This window comes from Arthrobacter sp. K5, from assembly GCF_040448525.1.
Lineage (GTDB): Bacteria > Actinomycetota > Actinomycetes > Actinomycetales > Micrococcaceae > Arthrobacter > Arthrobacter globiformis.
In genome coordinates this window covers 297,960-313,466 of record NZ_CP159280.1, presented here as the reverse complement: position 1 = coordinate 313,466, position 15,507 = coordinate 297,960, and the positions used below count along the sequence as shown (strand labels likewise).

The following is a 15,507-nucleotide window of genomic DNA, read 5'->3' as shown; positions in this document are numbered from 1 at the left end:
AGGGCAGCACGGCTTTCGAACCTAGGAAGACGCTGGTCAGATTTGTGGCAATGACTTTTTCCCACATGTCTTTCCGGGAACCGGTGGACAGGTTCGTACACCCCGGCAATGCCCGCGCGCGTGGAGGATATCGATGCAGCCGAACGTTCAACTGCTGCGGCAGCCATCGCCTGGGTGCCTTCCCGGGTTGAGACATCCGCTTGCATGCCAAACGCACGACCGCCTGCGGTGACAATCTCTTCTTGCAACGCCGGCGGCCTGAGTGCCGTTAATATCTATGCAGGCAACGGCAGCACCACTCCTCGGCGAGCAACATATCGCCGTAGCTCGGCCAACTTCCGTTTGCCGCACTTCCGTGACGAGTGCGGCTTTCCCAGCCACACGGCCCGATCCGACGCTCATGGATTTCCCCCAAGCGACAATGGTGGTTTGTCGGATTCATGCACACGCCCACTTTCATGTTCATCATCCTCTTTACCAATGTGAGGGCTACGGGCCTGGACCGGGGAGCCGGGAGGTGCCAAAGCGCCGTGTTCCCGGGCCCGGACCGCCGCGTTTTTGCATCGAGGGGCCTCGGCCTCGGTGTTCTCGATGGGTCAGTCGGACTTTCTGGCCCAGGCGTCAAGGCCTTTCTGGCCGCGAGTGCGATGATGGCGCCCATAACCATCTGCTGGTAAACCGGGTCCACTCCCAACAGGTTGAATCCGTTACCGATGAAGGCGAGCATGAGGACACCCAGCACTGTGCGCCAGATGGCACCGTATCCCGCCTTTGATGGAGGTGCCCCAAAGCCACTACTGCGGCAATAGAGGGGTGAGTGCGAAAGGACGCGCCGGCGTCGGTTTGTCCCGTGCCGATCCGACTGGCGACCATTACGTCCCTGCTATGCCCGCACAAGAGACCGGAAAATAGCGTAGGTGGTCGCCGAGATCTGTCCGGTCTTGATTCCCGGAGAGTCGCGCTGCCTCGCTGTTTGCCACCTGTGGCGAGAAGATATACCGGCCGAAGTTGCTCCTCGACAAGGCGGATGCTGGCCAGGACGATGGCAAGGAGGAACAGCCAGATTGTCCACATATGACGCCCATAAGCAGTGTCCCCTGCCGAGGGACCCTGAATGCCTGGTCCTCCACAGTGATGAGCGATGCCGCCGGTGAGCGCCAGTAGGCAAGGCCGCCGAACGCCAGGCGTTCAGAGGTCCGCCAGAGTGGCGAATGAGCGGGGTTGATCCGCCCGAAGGATCACCAGGCCGCCGTTGAGTTGAAGGCCCATCATACTGCGCCGTGGCGAGAGCCCCAGAGACCCACCCGGAAGTAGGACAGACCCGGTGGCGTTCGTGGTTTGGGCCGCGCTATCACTCCACCGACTGCATGAAGATCGCTGCGACAGGAGAGGTCGAACCCTCCGGCAGATGATCACGAGCGTCTGCAGCCGAGGGCAATAATGCCTACCTGGCGCCCATTGGTCAAAATGTTCAGAGCGTTTCGCGGTGTGAGGAACACGTCGCTGGATACGGACAGCCAGAACGGTAAGGACCAGAAGCTTACGATGATGCCGTACTCGCTCAGGCTTCCGCGGCTGAATCTAAGATTCGCCAGGCGAGGTTTTGTGCCCATTGGGCTCAATTTTTCGATTTTCTCACCTCATGATTTTCTTCCCTGTACCCAAGATCATCGGCATCACGACCTCTTCGGTCGCATCGTCGGCGTCGATCTGCTCTACGATTTCGCCTCGATCGCATGACACGAGTGTGCGGTGTGCAAGCCCCCAGCACTTTCCTCAAGCTCTGAAGAGATCAGCAGAATCGCCAATCCCTTCCAGCCGCGTAATCACCTGATCAGTAACTCGTAGATGGCGCGCTTGGCGCCGACGTCGAACGCCGCGGGTCGGTTCGTCGACTATGAGCAACTCAGGCCGCTTAACTCAGCCATTTCCCCAGCGCAACCTTCTGTTGGTTTTCCACCTGACAGCGTCGAGACCGGAACGGTATGCCGCCCTGCACCGTGGCACCTACGTCGCGCAGGGTTCGTTCCGGCAACGTCGCTGGCTCTCGGAAGGCTGAATGATGCCCCATCGCGAAACTGTCGGCCGATGGGCCATGAGTACGTTGTCGCGGACTGTCGCCCCCACGACCAGGCCTTGGTCCTTCCGGCTTTCCGGCAGCATCGCTATTCCGGCCCGAACGGCTGCCCGGGGCGAACGAAACCGTACTTCCTGGCCATGGAGGAACATCTTCCCCGCCTGTGGGACGGTCGGCCCCAAAAGATTAGCGGCCGAGCGAGTTCGGAGCGTCCCGAACCGACAAGATACCGGCGATGCCGACGATTTCGGCCGGCATGGATTTGGAAACTGGCACCGGTGACCCGCAGGACCTCGCTGGAGATTGTCGACGGCCAAGACCACAGGTGCATCCGGCTTCGGCCGCTGACGCTCAGGAAAAGCTACGGAGGCAGCACGCCCCAGCATTGCCTGAACGAGAGTATCGGGCGTCTCATCCATGGCCATAGTGGTCCGGACAAGGCGTCCGTCCTTGAGGATGGTCGTCCGATCTGCGATATCAAGCACCTCATGGAGGAAGTGCGAGACGTAGATGATTGTTGTTCCCTGGCGACGGAGCTGATCAATTATTTGGAGCAACTGGCCGGCTTCGTCACGGGTCAGTGCAGCTGTTGGCTCATCCATCACGATGACTTTCGAGCCCCGGGCCAGTGCCCTGAGGATTTCGACCTTCTGTTGTGCAGCAACACGGAGCGAGCCGACGCGTGCCCGCGGATCCACGCTCAGTCCGGAACGTTCACTCAGTTCTTCGTATCTTTCACGAAGATCCTTGCGCGATGCGAAGCCGGCAGTTCCGCCTTCGACTCCAAGAAAGACATTCTCCAAAACGGTGCGTTCCGGAACCAGGGCCAGTTCACGGGCAATGAGAGTGATTCCATCGTGAAGCGCGTCCCTCGGTGCGCTGTATCTGACTTCCCGTCCATCAACCAGCAGCGCACCGCCATCTGGCGAGTGAACGCCCGCCATCAGCTTGCCGAGCGTCGACTTGCCAGCCCCGTTCTCGCCGACGAGGGCGTGTACGTGTCCCCGCTGCACGGAAACATCGACGCTGTCCAAGGCGAGAACGCCACCGAAGCGTTTGGAGATCCCCCGCGCGATGATCACATCGTCGCGCGGGGTCGTGCTGCGGTCCAGCGAAATCTGTTCTGACGTCGGATGGTTCATTAGCCCGACCACTGTGGCTTGAAATCGGGGTGCTGCTTAATAAAGTCCTTCGTCAGGAGTCCCTCGGTGTAGCCGGCTACCGCGGCCGGGTCAGCGAAGTCGGGTGAGACTTTCTCCCCCTTAAGGGCCTTTGCCACGGCTTCTGCGGTGAGTACTCCCTCGTCTTTCGGGAGCCCGATCGCTGATGCATACCATTTGCCGGACATGACACCCTTGTACGCGATCTCGCTGGCTCCCTGACCGATGACGACGAAGTGAGCGCCAGCAGCGGTGCCGGCCTGGGCTGATCCGTCGGCCATCTGATCGCCGTTGGAGGCGACGACGTCAATATCAGGGTGTGACTGCAATACGTCCTGCATCACCTGGCGGGCCGGATCAGCCAAGTACTCGCTCTGAACCCGAGTGACCACTTGGACGTTCTTGTGCCCGGCGATCGCCTTTTCGAAGCTTTCGAACTTGATCTTCTCGAACGCGACCTTTGGATCGCCGCTCATGTAGACCACTTTGCAGGGATTCTTGCTGGCGCAGGCTTCTGTGGTCGCTGTTCCGATAAGTTCTCCGTAGCGGGTCGACGAGCCGACGGCGCTCATGACCTGTCCATCCAGCTGTGCCTTGTTGGTGCTGATGTCGGGGCCGAGGGGGAAGCCGTTGCTGGCCACCTTGATGCCCTGGCTGATTGCGTCTTCCGTGACTGGGACCAGCGCGGTGTTGTTGACGGCACCGACAATGAAGGCGTTGAACTTTCCTGATGCCAGAGCATCCTGAATCTGTGCCTGTTGTGTGGCTGGGTCAAATTTGCCGTCGAACGCCGTTACCGTGCCGCCGTACTTCTTAGCAACTTCTTCGATGCCGTCGAGGGACGCGGACATGTAGCTGTTCGATCGCGAGCCCATGAAATAGGCGATCTTGGGCGTCGTGTCGGAGGCGCTGTTTGAGGAGCCCGACGGGCTGCCACAGGCAGACAGTGCACTGACCACACTGAGGGCCACAGCGCCAATCGCTACGTTGCGACGCGCACCCGTCAAGGTCCTTTGTGAGAGTCCCACTAGCAGTTCACCTCCAGGATCCCGACATGACGGTGGCCGGAAACCGGCAGTGTATTCGTGCTCATTTATGCTCCTTGCTCAGGCTTGGTGTCGGCTCAGCAGACTGGTATATACGGACCAGATGAGTGAAATGGAACCTGTCCAACTCCGGTGTTACTAGATTTCAGCGGCGGTATTTGCGCACCGCTCCGTGCCTCACGGCATCCCTTCAAGTCTGTGATTCATGTCTCTATCGTCGACGGAGGCGTGATAACTGTCCAATGCCAATTCCTTCTAGGGTGATAACCTGAGGTCATCATGGACTACACGGATGTCATGCATTTCCTGGCTGTCGCCGAGGCAGGGTCGAGTTCGGGAAGCGGCGGAAACCATGCACATTTCCCAGCCTGCTGTTTCCCGCCGGGTGATCTCACTTGAGCGCCAACTTGGAGTGCAGCTGTTTCACCGGACGCCCTCCGGGATGATCATCACACCCGCAGGCGACCACCTCCGGGAGATGGCCCTAGACATGCGCAACCGCATCCGCAGAGCGGAGGGCGTCATGAGAGGCATTACGCTTTGGCACCCGGTCGTTCACGTTGACCTGTCCGGAAATGACAGCTCATCACTTCATTGCCCCCTACATTGCGGAGGGCGCACCGGTTGCCGCTATCCGGACGGCCATACCGTCAGAGGTTTACGGGGAGCTGAGGAAAGGCGCGGACGTTGGCCATTAACACCTTCCGAGCCGCCGCCCAATTTGGCGGCACATACATTGAGTTCAACATTGATCCAGGTCCAGTATTCAGGGACCCCACCGTTTCAAGTGAAGAACGGAAACGCTGAGCTGGCCGATGTCGTGCGATATCCGGTGTTGCTGCCGGGGTATGGCAGGGCGGTAGAAAGCCAAGTTCGGCTAACGGCCGATCGGGCCGGTCTCGACCTTTAGTTTGGCGACGACAACCACGGACCCCATCATTGCTCAGGCGATGGCGGCCGCTGGCAGAGGCAATGCGGTCGTTATAGAGCCTGCCGCCTACAACCTGCAGCACGCTTTCGTTGTGCATCAGGGAAAACCGCTCGTCGTACACTTTTTCGCCGCCTGGGACCCGGCCCACTATGCGTCTGGGGAAATAGAAGATTTCGTTCACGAACTGACGACTCTGGTTCAAGCGATTAACTCCTTTCCCCGCGCACGAAGCCCGCACCACCGGTCAGGATTGAGTGCAACCGGGCCACGCGCGGCAAGCGCACTGAACCTTCGATACGCTCCCGTAAGCGGCAGGATCGCGTCACCCCGCTTGGATGTCCTGTTTGAACGTCTCGGGAAGCCACTTCAGCAGCATGGGAACGGCGATCAGGGCCACAACAGCCATGTACCAAGCTGCCGACGTAGAGGTCCCGGTGGAACTTGCCATCGCCGCCGCGATCAGCGGCCCAGGACCGGCGACGAGGGCAAGACCCAAGTTGTATCCCAGTGCACTGCCGCTGGACCGGGTTGAAGCCGGGAACAGTTCAACGAGCAGAACTACGTTGGTAACGCTGCAGAGTGACTGGCAGGCGCCGAAGAGGATCAGGCCGGCCACGATTGCGATGCCGTTACCGGTGCCCATGAGCAGGAACGACGGAATGGACAGCACCACGAAGCCTACGGTGCCAAGGATATTCAGGCTGCGCCGGCCGTAGCGGTCTGACAGGATTCCGGCCAGAGGGCACATCAGCAGGTAGATGAACAGGCCGGCCCCGCTAAGCATCAGGGCCGACGCACGGTCCAAGCCCAGTGAGGTGGTCAGGTGGTTGTTCATGTATGTGGCCGTAGTAGATACCGAGTCCGGAGACACTGGAGAACGCGAAGGTAATGAGGATTGGTTTGAGGCCCTTGGTGCCGGCCTTGGTCAGCGGGGAACCGGCCACGCGCTGTTCCGACTTCAGTCCCTCGAATACAGGCGTGTCGCCAAGCTTCATGCGAATGTACAGCCCCGCCAAGGACATGGGGGCAGCCAGGAGGAACGGCAGCCGCCAGCCCCAGCCCGACAGGTGCTCCGGGGAGAGGGCGGAGCTGAGTCCGAGCGCGACGAAACTGCCAACGATGAACGCCAGCGCTGCTGTTCCGGAGATGAGGCTCGCATACAGGCCCCGCTTGTTGTTCGGCGCGCTTTCCACCAGGTAGGCAGCGGAACCGCTCCACTCACCACCTGCTGCGATGCCCTGAACGCACCGCAGCACGACCAGCAGAACCGGGGCCAGGAGGCCTGCCACAGTGTACGTTGGCAGCAAACCCATCACCGTGGTGGCGCCGCCCATAAGCAGCACCGACCACACCAGAGCTGCTTTCCGGCCGTGTTTGTCGCCGATAGGGCCCAGGATGAAGGCACCCAAGGGCCTCATGATGAAACCCACGGCAAAGACGGCGAAAGCGCTCAGCAGGGACAGGATTGGCGTGCTCTCGGGGAAGAACAGCTTCCCGATAATGCTGGCAAAGAAGCCATATACGGCGAAGTCGAACCATTCCATGAAGGTTGCCGACTCCGACCGCGAGGGCAGTCTTGCGGCGCGTTGCCGGAGATATTTCCGTACTGACCGGGAGTGTGGTGCTCTGCATGAACACGAACCTCTCTGTTGACTCCTGTTTCGGGCATGGATTGGCCTCCGCCCCTGTTGCGAGCAAGGGACGGAGGCCAAGTGGTGAGGCGATGGCCCCCGCTCGGCAACGCGCGGGCCATCGGGCTTAATCCTCGTAGGGGTTGGGAATGGCGATGTACTGCGCGGTGGTGTATTCAGCGAGGCCTTCGGCGCCGCCTTCCTGCCCAGACCCGATTGCTTGACCCCGCCAAATGGTGCCGCGGCGTTGGAGATGATACCGGCGTTGGAAGCCGACCATGCCGAACTCGATCTGCTCGGCGACGCGGAGCATCCGGGCATGGTCACGGGTGAACAGGTATGACGCCAACCCGTACTCAGAGGCATTTGCCGTGCGGATGGCTTCGTCCTCGGTCCGGAACGTCGTCACCGGCGCGACCGGGCCGAAGATCTCACTCCCCAGAATCGTCGCGTCGTGTGGCACGTTCGCGAGCACGGTGGGTGGATAGAAGTAGCCTGCGCCGTCGACAGGTGCCCCGCCGGTGGCGACGGTGGCGCCCTGTTCCACGGCTTCGGTAACAAGAGCGTGGATGTCCTTGCGGGCACCGGCGTCGATCACGGGTCCCACGGTGGTACGGGTCAGTACCGCGGCCCAAGGTCAGCGCGCCCATGGCTGCGGCGAACTTCGTCGTGAATTCCTCCGCCACGGCCGAATGGACAAGGAACCGGTTGGCGGCGGTGCAGGCCTCGCCCATATTGCGCATCTTCGCTGCCATTGCACCCTGCACTGCCTTGTCCAGGTCGGCGTCGTCGAACACGATGAAGGGGGCGTTGCCTCCCAGCTCCATGGAGGTCCCGCAGCACGTTCTGGGACGCGTCTGCGAGCAGGCGACGACCGACCGGCGTCGAACCTGTGAACGAGACCTTCCGAAGGCGAGAGTCGCGCATCAGCGGCCCTGAAATGGCTGATGCGGAAGATGAAGCCACGACGTTCAGCACGCCAGCTGGCAGACCGGCTTCCTGCATGACCTGCGCGAAACAACAGCGACGTCAATGGGGTGAATTTGGCGGGTTTGAGCACCATCGTGCAACCGGCTGCAATGGCCGGGGCGACCTTGCGGGTGGCCATGGCCAGTGGGAAGTTCCACGGCGTGATCAACAGGCACGGGCCCACCGGCTTGCGCTGGACCAGGATCTTATTCTTTCCCTCCGGAGAGGTGAGGTAGCGGCCGTAGTCCCGGACAGTCTCCTCCGAGAACCAGCGGAGGAACTCTGCCCCGTAAGTCACTTCGCCGCGGGCCTCTGCCAACGGTTTGCCCATCTCCAAGGTCATCAGCAACGCGAAGTCTTCAGCCCGTTCGGTCACCAGGTCGCCGCGGCGCAGGATCTCGGCCCGTACCCGCGGGGCTGTCCGCGCCCAGGAGGACTGGAACGGCATCGGCGGCATCCAGGGCCGCCATCGCGTCGGCGCTGGTGGCATCCGCGATTTCCAGCAGGGTCCTGCCCGTTGCGGGATCTTCAACGGCGAACGTCCCACCGCCGCTCGCGTCGCGCCACTGGCCATTGATCAACAGGCCGGTAGGAATGGTGGAGAGCAGCAGTCGCTCCAGTTCAGGTGTGACGATAGCCGTTTCAGGCATGTGTGGTTCCTTCCGGGCAAGTGAGTCGAGTTCCCCTGCCGTCGTGGTCCGGTTGGAGCTCGTCGAGGATCGGCAGGAGATGGGTCTTAAACAGTGGGTAGTTCTCGGCCATCGGGAAGTGCCCGATGTCTTGCATTGCACCACCCTTTGCTCCCGGGATTTCGGCGATCGCGGCTGCCGTGTCGGCAGGTGTGCAGGCATGGTCGTATTCGCCGGTCAGGAGGTAGACAGGGCATGCTTCGGTGTCAATCTCATGCCACCTCCCCGCAGGTCAAGATCCTGGGAGTAGAAGTAAGTGTCACCGCGGTAGATGCCCGGACCCCCTTGGCTGTAGATCCACCACACCTCGCGGCGGGAGAGCTCAGGACTCTGCGGCGCCATAAGGCTCGAGGTCCAGTGTCGGTACGGACTGCTGGGCGTTAACATCAGGACGCAGGGACCAGTCCTGGAACCGCCCGTTAACTTTGAGCGCCCCGGACAGACCAATGACTGCACCTATCTCGTCAGCGTGCCTGCGGGCCAGCTCCAGCACAAGCGAACCGGCCATCGAGCAACCGATAACCATGGGCTGCTGAAGGTCCAGCGCCGCTGCGAAGTCACGGACCACGGCGACATAGGCATCAGCAGTAAGCAAGTATTCTTCCTTCCACCATCCTTCGGGGGAGGGATCGTCCGTGCCAGTGGAAGGTCGAAGGCCACCACACGGAAACGGCTGGTGATCTCCGGATCATTGAGCAGGTGCCGGAACTGCCGGGAATCTGCTCCTGCCGTGTGAAGGCAGAGCAGCACCGGCCCGCTGCCGGCTTCTTCGAAGTAGATGCGCTGGGCGCGGCCTGAAGAGGTGAGGTTCACGTAGCGGCCGACAACGTCTTCGATCATTGCTGCCGGGGTCTCAGTGCTGGACATGAAGGGCCTTTCCGAGGTCCACGAGTCGTGCGAGGACCCTGAGGTTGCGAACAAGTTCGACGTCGGAACCGCCCACCGTGACGTCGGGGCTGTTTTTTGCGAGGGCGAGCAGGTCATGGTGCTGGGGTTTCGGCTGAGGATCGAACACCTGCCCCCAGCCGGCCTGCGTAGCCGAAATGACGATATGGTCCCCGGGCAAATCCTTCCAGGGGGTTAGCACGAGGGTCGCGTCGCGGAAGTTCAGCGCCACGCGCCAGTTTCCCGGTGAGACAGCATCTATCCAAAAGTCGCTGTACTTGCCGATGACCTGAATCTCGCCATCAGCCTGTACCGCGTTGGCGAGATGGGTAAACCACAGGTCCGAAATGACGGGGGACGTGTTGTTAGTTGAAGTCATGAACAACTTTCTGCGTTCGGGCAGCGGACTGAGGGTGTTCAGGCCGGGGACGGAAGTCCCCGGCTTTCCCCGGAGAGATCCTTCAGATGGTCAGTTCGTCCACTCGGGCGATGGCATTGCCGTTCTTGCGCCGGACTGTCTTGGCGGTGGCGATGGCTATGAAGCCAAGCACAGCGGAGATCACCATGTACCACGCGACCGCGTTGCTGGACTGGTACTGCTGGATTAGCAGGGTCGCGATGATCGGCACGGGGGCGGAGGTCACAATGCCGCCGAGCTGGTATGCAAGGGACGTGCCCGTGTAACGCACCTCGGTGGGGAAGAGTTCGGCCGTAAACCCAGAAATCACTCCATAAGAGACGCCATGGAGAATCGGCAGAGCGATGACCAGGGCGGCCAGGATTCCCCAGAAGGTGCCGGTGCTAAAGAGAGCGAAGACCGGGAATGCTCCGGCAGCCACAAGGACGCAGCCGGTCAAAAGCACCTTCTTCTGGCTGTGCTTGTCAGCAAACGTCGCGAAGAACGGCAGAGTGAACACTTGGAGCGATGCCGCGATCATCAAGGCGACGAAGATCGTGCCGGACGGAATGCCGAGTTGCTTGGGGCCATAGCTAACCAGGAACACGGTGGCGATGTAGAACGTGAAGTTCGGAGCGAAGCCACACAGGATGCCGTGCATGAGGGAGCGCTTGTGGGACTTGAACACCTCCAAGGCGGGAACCTTTGGAACCTCGTTCTTTTCCTGGATTTCCAGGAACTCAGGTGATTCCGTGACTTTCAGGCGGATCCATAGACCCACGACCACGAGCAGGACAGATGCGATGAACGGGATGCGCCAGCCCCAAGCCAGGAGTTGGTCCTGCGGCATGAGGGCAATGAGGGCAAACGTACCGCTGGAGAGCACGGTGCCAGCCGGGACGCCGGCCTGAGGAAAACTGGCAAAGAAGGCACGCTTGTTGGCTGGCGCGTGCTCCAGAGACATGAGCACTGCACCGCCCCATTCACCTCCAACGGCGAAACCCTGCAGGAAGCGGCAGACCACCAGGAGGATCGGGGCCCAGATGCCGATGGTGGCGTAGTTGGGGAGCAACCCCACCACCAGCGTTCCGAGGCCCATGGCCAGAACGGACCAGACGAGCATCTTTTTCCGGCCGATCTTGTCGCCGAAGTGGCCGAAGAAGGCCCCGCCGAACGGGCGGGCGATAAACGCCACCGCAAACGTGGCAAAGGAGGCTAGGGTGCCTGCAAACGGGTCAAGGGTGGGGAAGAACTGGCTGTTCAGTACCAGGACAGTCGCTGCGCCGAAGATGTAGTAGTCGTACCACTCGATGGTGGTGCCGATAAAGCTAGCCATGGCGACCTTCACCGGTGAAGGTCGCGACGCCAGTGTCGCTGATGATGCGCCCATAACGCTCACCTTTCAAAACAGAGTACGGGTCCGGCTTTCGCGGGATGGTCATAAGACCGTATTACGGTGTTATGAGCTTAGGGTGACGTGCCACACGTCAACCGCCGACGTGGAAAGCAAAAAAAGCCCCGCCCGCCACAAGGGCGGGCGGGGCTTTCCGATGGCACCGGGTCAGCCGGCGTGAAGTTTTCGCATCTCACCGAGCGCCGCCTCGGCCGCGTTCCGCACATGCTCTTCGCACGCTTCTCGGGCTTCGTTCGGATCGCGATTGACAGCCGCCGCGGCCGTGATGCGGGTAATCTCGGCAACGGTTCGGGCATCCCGGCCGGGCGCGGCCAACGAAAGCGTACGGAGCATCTGTGTCCGGGCATTCACGCTGCGCAGCATGCGGGCGATCTCGGCATTTCCAGTGCCTTCCAGCAGAACGTCATAGTAACGATCCTTCGCTGCCAAGCGCTGTTCGGGGTCGCCAGAGGCCACGGCGCCCTTGACTTCACTGAGCCTGGCGACCAGCTCGGTGCACTGCGCGTCGGTGGCCCGTTCGGCGAAAAGGCTACCTGCCAGCGATTCAAGCGCACGGCGCACTTCATAGAGGCTCTCGGCGTCATGAATGCTTAGCGTAGCGACCTCGGGGCCCCGATTCGGGACCATAGTCACAAGGCCCTCGGATTCGAGCTGCCTGAGGGCTTCGCGCACAACCGTCCGGCTAACGGAGTACTTCTCGCACATCACCGTTTCCACCAGTCGCTCACCGGGTACGAATTCCTGGGCAACGATGGCGCGGCGCAGCGCGTTGACCACTTCCGTCCGGAGCGGAGCTGCGGTCCTGCGGATGGCATCGATAGTCATAGCATTCCTTCTTGAGGGTTTCACCATCATACGCGAAAACCGGCAATTTGGGACTGGACATGCTGAGTGGTATTACTGTAATACTGGATTAGTACGTAGCCCAGGTCACAAGAATTAGTCCGCCGATAGCGGCGGGGACTGGAGTAGGACGATGAAGTTCAGAGGAGCGGTTCTGGAAACGATCGGGGCGCCGACGCCCTGGGAGAACACCACCCCCATCAATGTGGCCGAACTGACCCTCGACGCGCCCGGACGCGGCGAACTGCTCATCCGCATGGAGGCCGCGGGCGTGTGCCATTCGGATCTCTCGCGCGTCAGCGGCGTGCGTGAATGTGCGGTCCCCATGGTGCTGGGCCACGAAGGATCGGGCATCATCGAGGAACTCGGGGAAGACTGCGGCGAGTTGAGGGTGGGTCAACGAGTCACCATGACATTTATGCCACGCTGTGGCGAGTGCGCCGCATGCACTTCCAGCGGGTGGGCACTGTGCCTCGAGGGAACTAAAGCCAACGCTGAAGGTACGCTGCTTCACGGCGAACGCCGTCTCCGGATTGACGGCCAGCCGCTTGACCACCACGGCGGGGTCTCGGCCTTCGCCGAGTACGCCGTCGTCGACAAGCATTCTGTGGTGCCGCTGCCTGAAGGCGTGCCCGCCGATGTTGGCGCCCTCCTGGGCTGCGCTGTCCTGACTGGCGGCGGTGCGGTTATCAATGCGGCAAAGGTCCGTCCGGGTGAGTCCGTTGCCATCATCGGCATGGGCGGCGTGGGCCTCGCGGCTGCTCTGGTGGCCAAGGCTGTCGGCGCCGGTGAGGTCACTGCTATCGACATGCTGTCCGCCAAGCTGGAAACATCGTTGGAAATCGGCGCAACTGCCGCCTATACGCCGGACGAAGCCGCCGCCGCAGGACTGAAGTTCGATGCTGTTATTGAATGTGTGGGCAACCCGGCGGCGCTTTCCGGAGCCATCAACCTCACAAAACCGGGCGGCCGGACTGTGACAGTCGGCCTTCCCCGCCCTGATGCGCGGCTGGAGATTTCCCCGTTGAGCCTTGTCGTGGAAGCCAGGCAGCTCATCGGGTCCTACATGGGCTCAGGTATTCCGTCCGAAGACATCGCCCGGTACGCACAGATGTACCTCGACGGCATCCTGCCGGTGGAAAGGCTCATCACCGGAACCATCGCCCTGGAAGACATAAACCACGCCATGGATCAACTTCGTGAAGGCAAAGTCATCCGCCAGATCATCAACCTCAAGGAAAGGGCCTCGTGAATTTTACCGATCAGACCGTCATTGTCACCGGTGCTGGAAGCGGAATTGGCCGGGCAACTGCCCTCCGATTCGGTGAGCTCGGCGCGAACGTAGCAATAGCGGACAAGAACGAAGCTGCCGCAGCAGACGTAGCGGCCGCAGCAGGTGCGAAGGCCTTGGCCGTCACCGTCGACGTTAGCGACTCGGCCAGCGTACGCGCAATGGTGCAGACCGTCGTAGACAACTTCGGTGGCATCGACGTCCTCTGCAACAACGCCGGCTTCGGCTTCCCGGAAGCGTCCCGGAGATCGATGAGGACAACTGGGACCGCCTCATGTCCGTCAACCTCAAAGGCGTGTTCCTCTGCTCCAAGTACGCCATCCCAGAGCTCGCCAAGACCGGTGATGGCAGAATCGTGAACACTTCCTCCTACACGGCAGCCGTGGGAATCCGCAATCGCGCCGCCTACGTAGCCTCGAAAGGCGGCGTCTCGGCGCTGACCCGGGCCATGGCCCTGGACCACGCGGACCAAGGAATCAGGGTCAACGCAGTTGCCCCTGGAACCGTCAATTCGCCCTACTTCGACAAGATGATCAGAGAATCCGAGGACCCGCAGCAGCTCTTGGACGAACTCAACGGCCGTTCCCCCATGCACCGCATGGGCCGACCTGAAGAAATCGCCGAAGCCATCATCTGGCTCGCCGCCAAAGAATCCAGCTTTGCCACAGGGTCCGTCCTGACGATCGATGGAGGAACATCAACATGGTAGAAATCCAACACCATGCCTCCCTTTTCATAGGGCTCGGCAACATGGGCCGCCCGATGGCTATCAATTATGCGGCCGGGCGGGAACTGTTCGTCTACGACACAAATCCCGTGGCCGCCGCCGAGGTAGCGGCGGCAACCAACGGCATCGCGTTACCGGACCTGGAATACATGCCCTCGCACGTCCGGACCGTAATACTCATGCTCCCCAACAGCCGCATCGTCGAATCTGTGCTCCGCACCAGTCCCGGTCTCTTCAAACGGTTGCCCGCAAGATCTCTCATCATCGACATGAGCTCCTCCGAGCCCGAAAGCACGGCTGCCCTCGCGGCCGAGGCTGCAGCTATTGGTATTGATTATGTTGACGCACCGGTTTCCGGCGGCGTCGCCAAGGCCGAGGTGGGAAAGCTGGCCATCATGGTCGGCGGCGACAGCACCGCCGTCGAACGCGCCAAACGTCACCTCCGCCCCCTCGGCGAGACCATCACACACGTGGGCCCGGCAGGCACCGGCCACGCAGCGAAGGCCCTGAACAACCTGCTGTCAGCCACCAACCTGGCAGCCGCAGCCGAGATCCTCAGCGTTGCAGCCACGGCCGGAATTGCCCCCGAAAAGATGCTTGAGGTCATCAACGGCTCCACCGGACGCAGCCAGGCATCCGAGTTCAAGTACCCGCGGCACGTCCTGACGGGAACCTTCGACTCCGGATTTGCCATGGACCTGATGCTCAAGGACCTCAGGATCGCCACGAACCTCATCTCCCAGCAATCCGCTGAGGCGCCAATCGTGCTCACCGCCCAGGCAACGGCCGAGAAAGCCAGGGAACTGCTCGAAAGCGCCCAGCCCGACCACACGGAATTCGTCCGCTACTACGAAAAACTCAACGGAACATCCCTGCGTGCCGGCTGATTGACCGCAGAATTGAAAGGACCCCAGCATGACTATTGACCTCAACGACCAGACCACACAGGCGCAGGAATACATCGACGAGATGGCCCGCAGCCGCGGCTACGTCCTCGACTACCACAAGGTCATGGCCAAGCACGATTTCCCTGTCCTGCAAGCAGCCAACCACGTCGTATCCGCCGCCTATCTGGACCAGCGCACTTTGGATCGCAAGACAAAGGAGCTCATCTTCATTGTGAGCCTCACCGTGATGCGGGCATCCAAGGGCCACATCCAGTCCCACATCCGCGTTGCCCTTGACCTCGGAGTCACCCCGACCGAGATCCTCGAAGCCATCGAAATCTCTCTGCCTGAAGCCGGCGTCGTCGCATTCCAAGCCGGTTTCGACGCATGGCGTGAGGTCATCGGTGCAGACGGAATCGAACCAACCGTGGAGGTCCACGAGGGTGGCAATGGCGCCTCCTAAGTATGACGGCGGTTACCGGGTTGTCGCCGTACGCGTCGGCACCCTGGCCACCGAACGCAGCCATGTCTTCCTCAATTACCGGCTATACGGGAAGATG

At 61.3% G+C, this 15,507-nt stretch carries 13 protein-coding genes and 4 pseudogenes; 5 read left to right on the top strand and 12 right to left on the bottom strand.

The annotated features are described in order from the left end of the window. Positions 1 to 2,007: 2,007 nt before the first annotated feature. Both ABRP34_RS23860 and ABRP34_RS23855 read right to left on the bottom strand, forming a co-directional pair. Complete coding sequence (locus ABRP34_RS23860; protein WP_353713574.1) at positions 2,008 to 3,219, bottom strand: sugar ABC transporter ATP-binding protein; 1,212 nt, start codon at positions 3,217 to 3,219, stop codon at positions 2,008 to 2,010. Continuing rightward, positions 3,219 to 4,208, bottom strand: a complete 990-nt coding sequence (locus ABRP34_RS23855; protein WP_353713573.1) for a sugar ABC transporter substrate-binding protein — start codon at positions 4,206 to 4,208, stop codon at positions 3,219 to 3,221. Before ABRP34_RS23855 ends, ABRP34_RS23860 begins: the two co-directional genes overlap by 1 nt. Before the next feature lie 367 nt (positions 4,209 to 4,575). On the opposite strand from ABRP34_RS23855, the gene ABRP34_RS23850 reads away from it, so the two are divergent. Further along, positions 4,576 to 5,193 carry a LysR family transcriptional regulator gene (locus tag ABRP34_RS23850; protein ID WP_353713572.1) on the top strand — a complete coding sequence of 206 codons (618 nt, stop codon included), beginning with the start codon at positions 4,576 to 4,578 and terminating at the stop codon, positions 5,191 to 5,193. Positions 5,194 to 5,536: 343 nt separating this feature from the next. Here ABRP34_RS23850 and ABRP34_RS23845 read toward each other — a convergent pair whose 3' ends face one another. The 10 genes and pseudogenes from ABRP34_RS23845 to ABRP34_RS23800 form a co-directional block, all read right to left on the bottom strand. Continuing rightward, positions 5,537 to 6,049 (bottom strand): MFS transporter, encoded by a 513-nt coding sequence (locus ABRP34_RS23845; protein ID WP_353713571.1) that lies wholly within the window; start codon positions 6,047 to 6,049, stop codon positions 5,537 to 5,539. Then, entirely contained in the window at positions 5,991 to 6,758 is a 768-nt protein-coding gene (locus ABRP34_RS23840; RefSeq protein ID WP_353713570.1) for an MFS transporter, read from the bottom strand. Before ABRP34_RS23840 ends, ABRP34_RS23845 begins: the two co-directional genes overlap by 59 nt. Before the next feature lie 214 nt (positions 6,759 to 6,972). Then, a pseudogene (locus tag ABRP34_RS23835) lies at positions 6,973 to 7,672 on the bottom strand (aldehyde dehydrogenase family protein). Positions 7,673 to 7,748: 76 nt separating this feature from the next. Continuing rightward, positions 7,749 to 7,850, bottom strand: a pseudogene (locus ABRP34_RS23830) (hypothetical protein); the annotation flags it as partial. 76 nt (positions 7,851 to 7,926) lie between these two features. Then, positions 7,927 to 8,262: pseudogene (locus tag ABRP34_RS23825) on the bottom strand (aldehyde dehydrogenase family protein); the annotation flags it as partial. Continuing rightward, positions 8,174 to 8,464, bottom strand: a complete 291-nt coding sequence (locus ABRP34_RS23820) for a hypothetical protein (RefSeq protein WP_353713569.1) — start codon at positions 8,462 to 8,464, stop codon at positions 8,174 to 8,176. The gene ABRP34_RS23820 and the pseudogene ABRP34_RS23825, both read right to left, overlap by 89 nt. A 361-nt stretch (positions 8,465 to 8,825) precedes the next feature. Next, a complete protein-coding gene (locus tag ABRP34_RS23815; protein ID WP_353713568.1) occupies positions 8,826 to 9,098 on the bottom strand; it encodes an alpha/beta fold hydrolase in 273 nt (90 codons plus the stop codon). 258 nt (positions 9,099 to 9,356) lie between these two features. Further along, positions 9,357 to 9,767 carry a hypothetical protein gene (locus tag ABRP34_RS23810; protein WP_353713567.1) on the bottom strand — a complete coding sequence of 137 codons (411 nt, stop codon included), beginning with the start codon at positions 9,765 to 9,767 and terminating at the stop codon, positions 9,357 to 9,359. A gap of 82 nt (positions 9,768 to 9,849) precedes the next feature. Beyond that, on the bottom strand, positions 9,850 to 11,121 hold the full coding sequence (locus tag ABRP34_RS23805; protein WP_353713566.1) for an MFS transporter: 1,272 nt from the start codon (positions 11,119 to 11,121) through the stop codon (positions 9,850 to 9,852). Between the two features lie 225 nt (positions 11,122 to 11,346). Next, positions 11,347 to 12,024 carry a GntR family transcriptional regulator gene (locus ABRP34_RS23800; RefSeq protein ID WP_353713565.1) on the bottom strand — a complete coding sequence of 226 codons (678 nt, stop codon included), beginning with the start codon at positions 12,022 to 12,024 and terminating at the stop codon, positions 11,347 to 11,349. Between the two features lie 151 nt (positions 12,025 to 12,175). Here ABRP34_RS23800 and ABRP34_RS23795 point away from each other — a divergent pair, with 151 nt between their 5' ends. The 4 genes and pseudogenes from ABRP34_RS23795 (at position 12,176) to ABRP34_RS23780 (ending at position 15,410) form a co-directional block, all read left to right on the top strand. Continuing rightward, the gene (locus ABRP34_RS23795) at positions 12,176 to 13,294 is read left to right on the top strand and encodes a zinc-binding dehydrogenase (RefSeq protein ID WP_353713564.1); all 1,119 of its coding nucleotides are present in this window, start codon (positions 12,176 to 12,178) and stop codon (positions 13,292 to 13,294) included. Further along, a pseudogene (locus ABRP34_RS23790) lies at positions 13,291 to 14,042 on the top strand (SDR family oxidoreductase). The gene ABRP34_RS23795 and the pseudogene ABRP34_RS23790 overlap by 4 nt, the downstream one beginning before the upstream one ends. Further along, on the top strand, positions 14,036 to 14,947 hold the full coding sequence (locus tag ABRP34_RS23785) for an NAD(P)-dependent oxidoreductase (protein ID WP_353713563.1): 912 nt from the start codon (positions 14,036 to 14,038) through the stop codon (positions 14,945 to 14,947). The pseudogene ABRP34_RS23790 and the gene ABRP34_RS23785 overlap by 7 nt, the downstream one beginning before the upstream one ends. Before the next feature lie 28 nt (positions 14,948 to 14,975). Further along, the gene (locus tag ABRP34_RS23780; RefSeq protein ID WP_353713562.1) at positions 14,976 to 15,410 is read left to right on the top strand and encodes a carboxymuconolactone decarboxylase family protein; all 435 of its coding nucleotides are present in this window, start codon (positions 14,976 to 14,978) and stop codon (positions 15,408 to 15,410) included. Positions 15,411 to 15,507 lie beyond the last annotated feature (97 nt).

Coding starts and splice junctions, on each gene's coding strand:
- ABRP34_RS23860 (WP_353713574.1), bottom strand. CDS start 3,219: ATGAACCATCCGACGTCAGAACAGATTTCGCTGGACCGCAGCACGACC.
- ABRP34_RS23850 (WP_353713572.1), top strand. CDS start 4,576: ATGTCATGCATTTCCTGGCTGTCGCCGAGGCAGGGTCGAGTTCGGGAA.
- ABRP34_RS23845 (WP_353713571.1), bottom strand. CDS start 6,049: ATGAACAACCACCTGACCACCTCACTGGGCTTGGACCGTGCGTCGGCC.
- ABRP34_RS23840 (WP_353713570.1), bottom strand. CDS start 6,758: ATGGAATGGTTCGACTTCGCCGTATATGGCTTCTTTGCCAGCATTATC.
- ABRP34_RS23820 (WP_353713569.1), bottom strand. CDS start 8,464: ATGCCTGAAACGGCTATCGTCACACCTGAACTGGAGCGACTGCTGCTC.
- ABRP34_RS23810 (WP_353713567.1), bottom strand. CDS start 9,767: ATGACTTCAACTAACAACACGTCCCCCGTCATTTCGGACCTGTGGTTT.
- ABRP34_RS23805 (WP_353713566.1), bottom strand. CDS start 11,121: ATGGCTAGCTTTATCGGCACCACCATCGAGTGGTACGACTACTACATC.
- ABRP34_RS23800 (WP_353713565.1), bottom strand. CDS start 12,024: ATGACTATCGATGCCATCCGCAGGACCGCAGCTCCGCTCCGGACGGAA.
- ABRP34_RS23795 (WP_353713564.1), top strand. CDS start 12,176: ATGAAGTTCAGAGGAGCGGTTCTGGAAACGATCGGGGCGCCGACGCCC.
- ABRP34_RS23785 (WP_353713563.1), top strand. CDS start 14,036: ATGGTAGAAATCCAACACCATGCCTCCCTTTTCATAGGGCTCGGCAAC.
- ABRP34_RS23780 (WP_353713562.1), top strand. CDS start 14,976: ATGACTATTGACCTCAACGACCAGACCACACAGGCGCAGGAATACATC.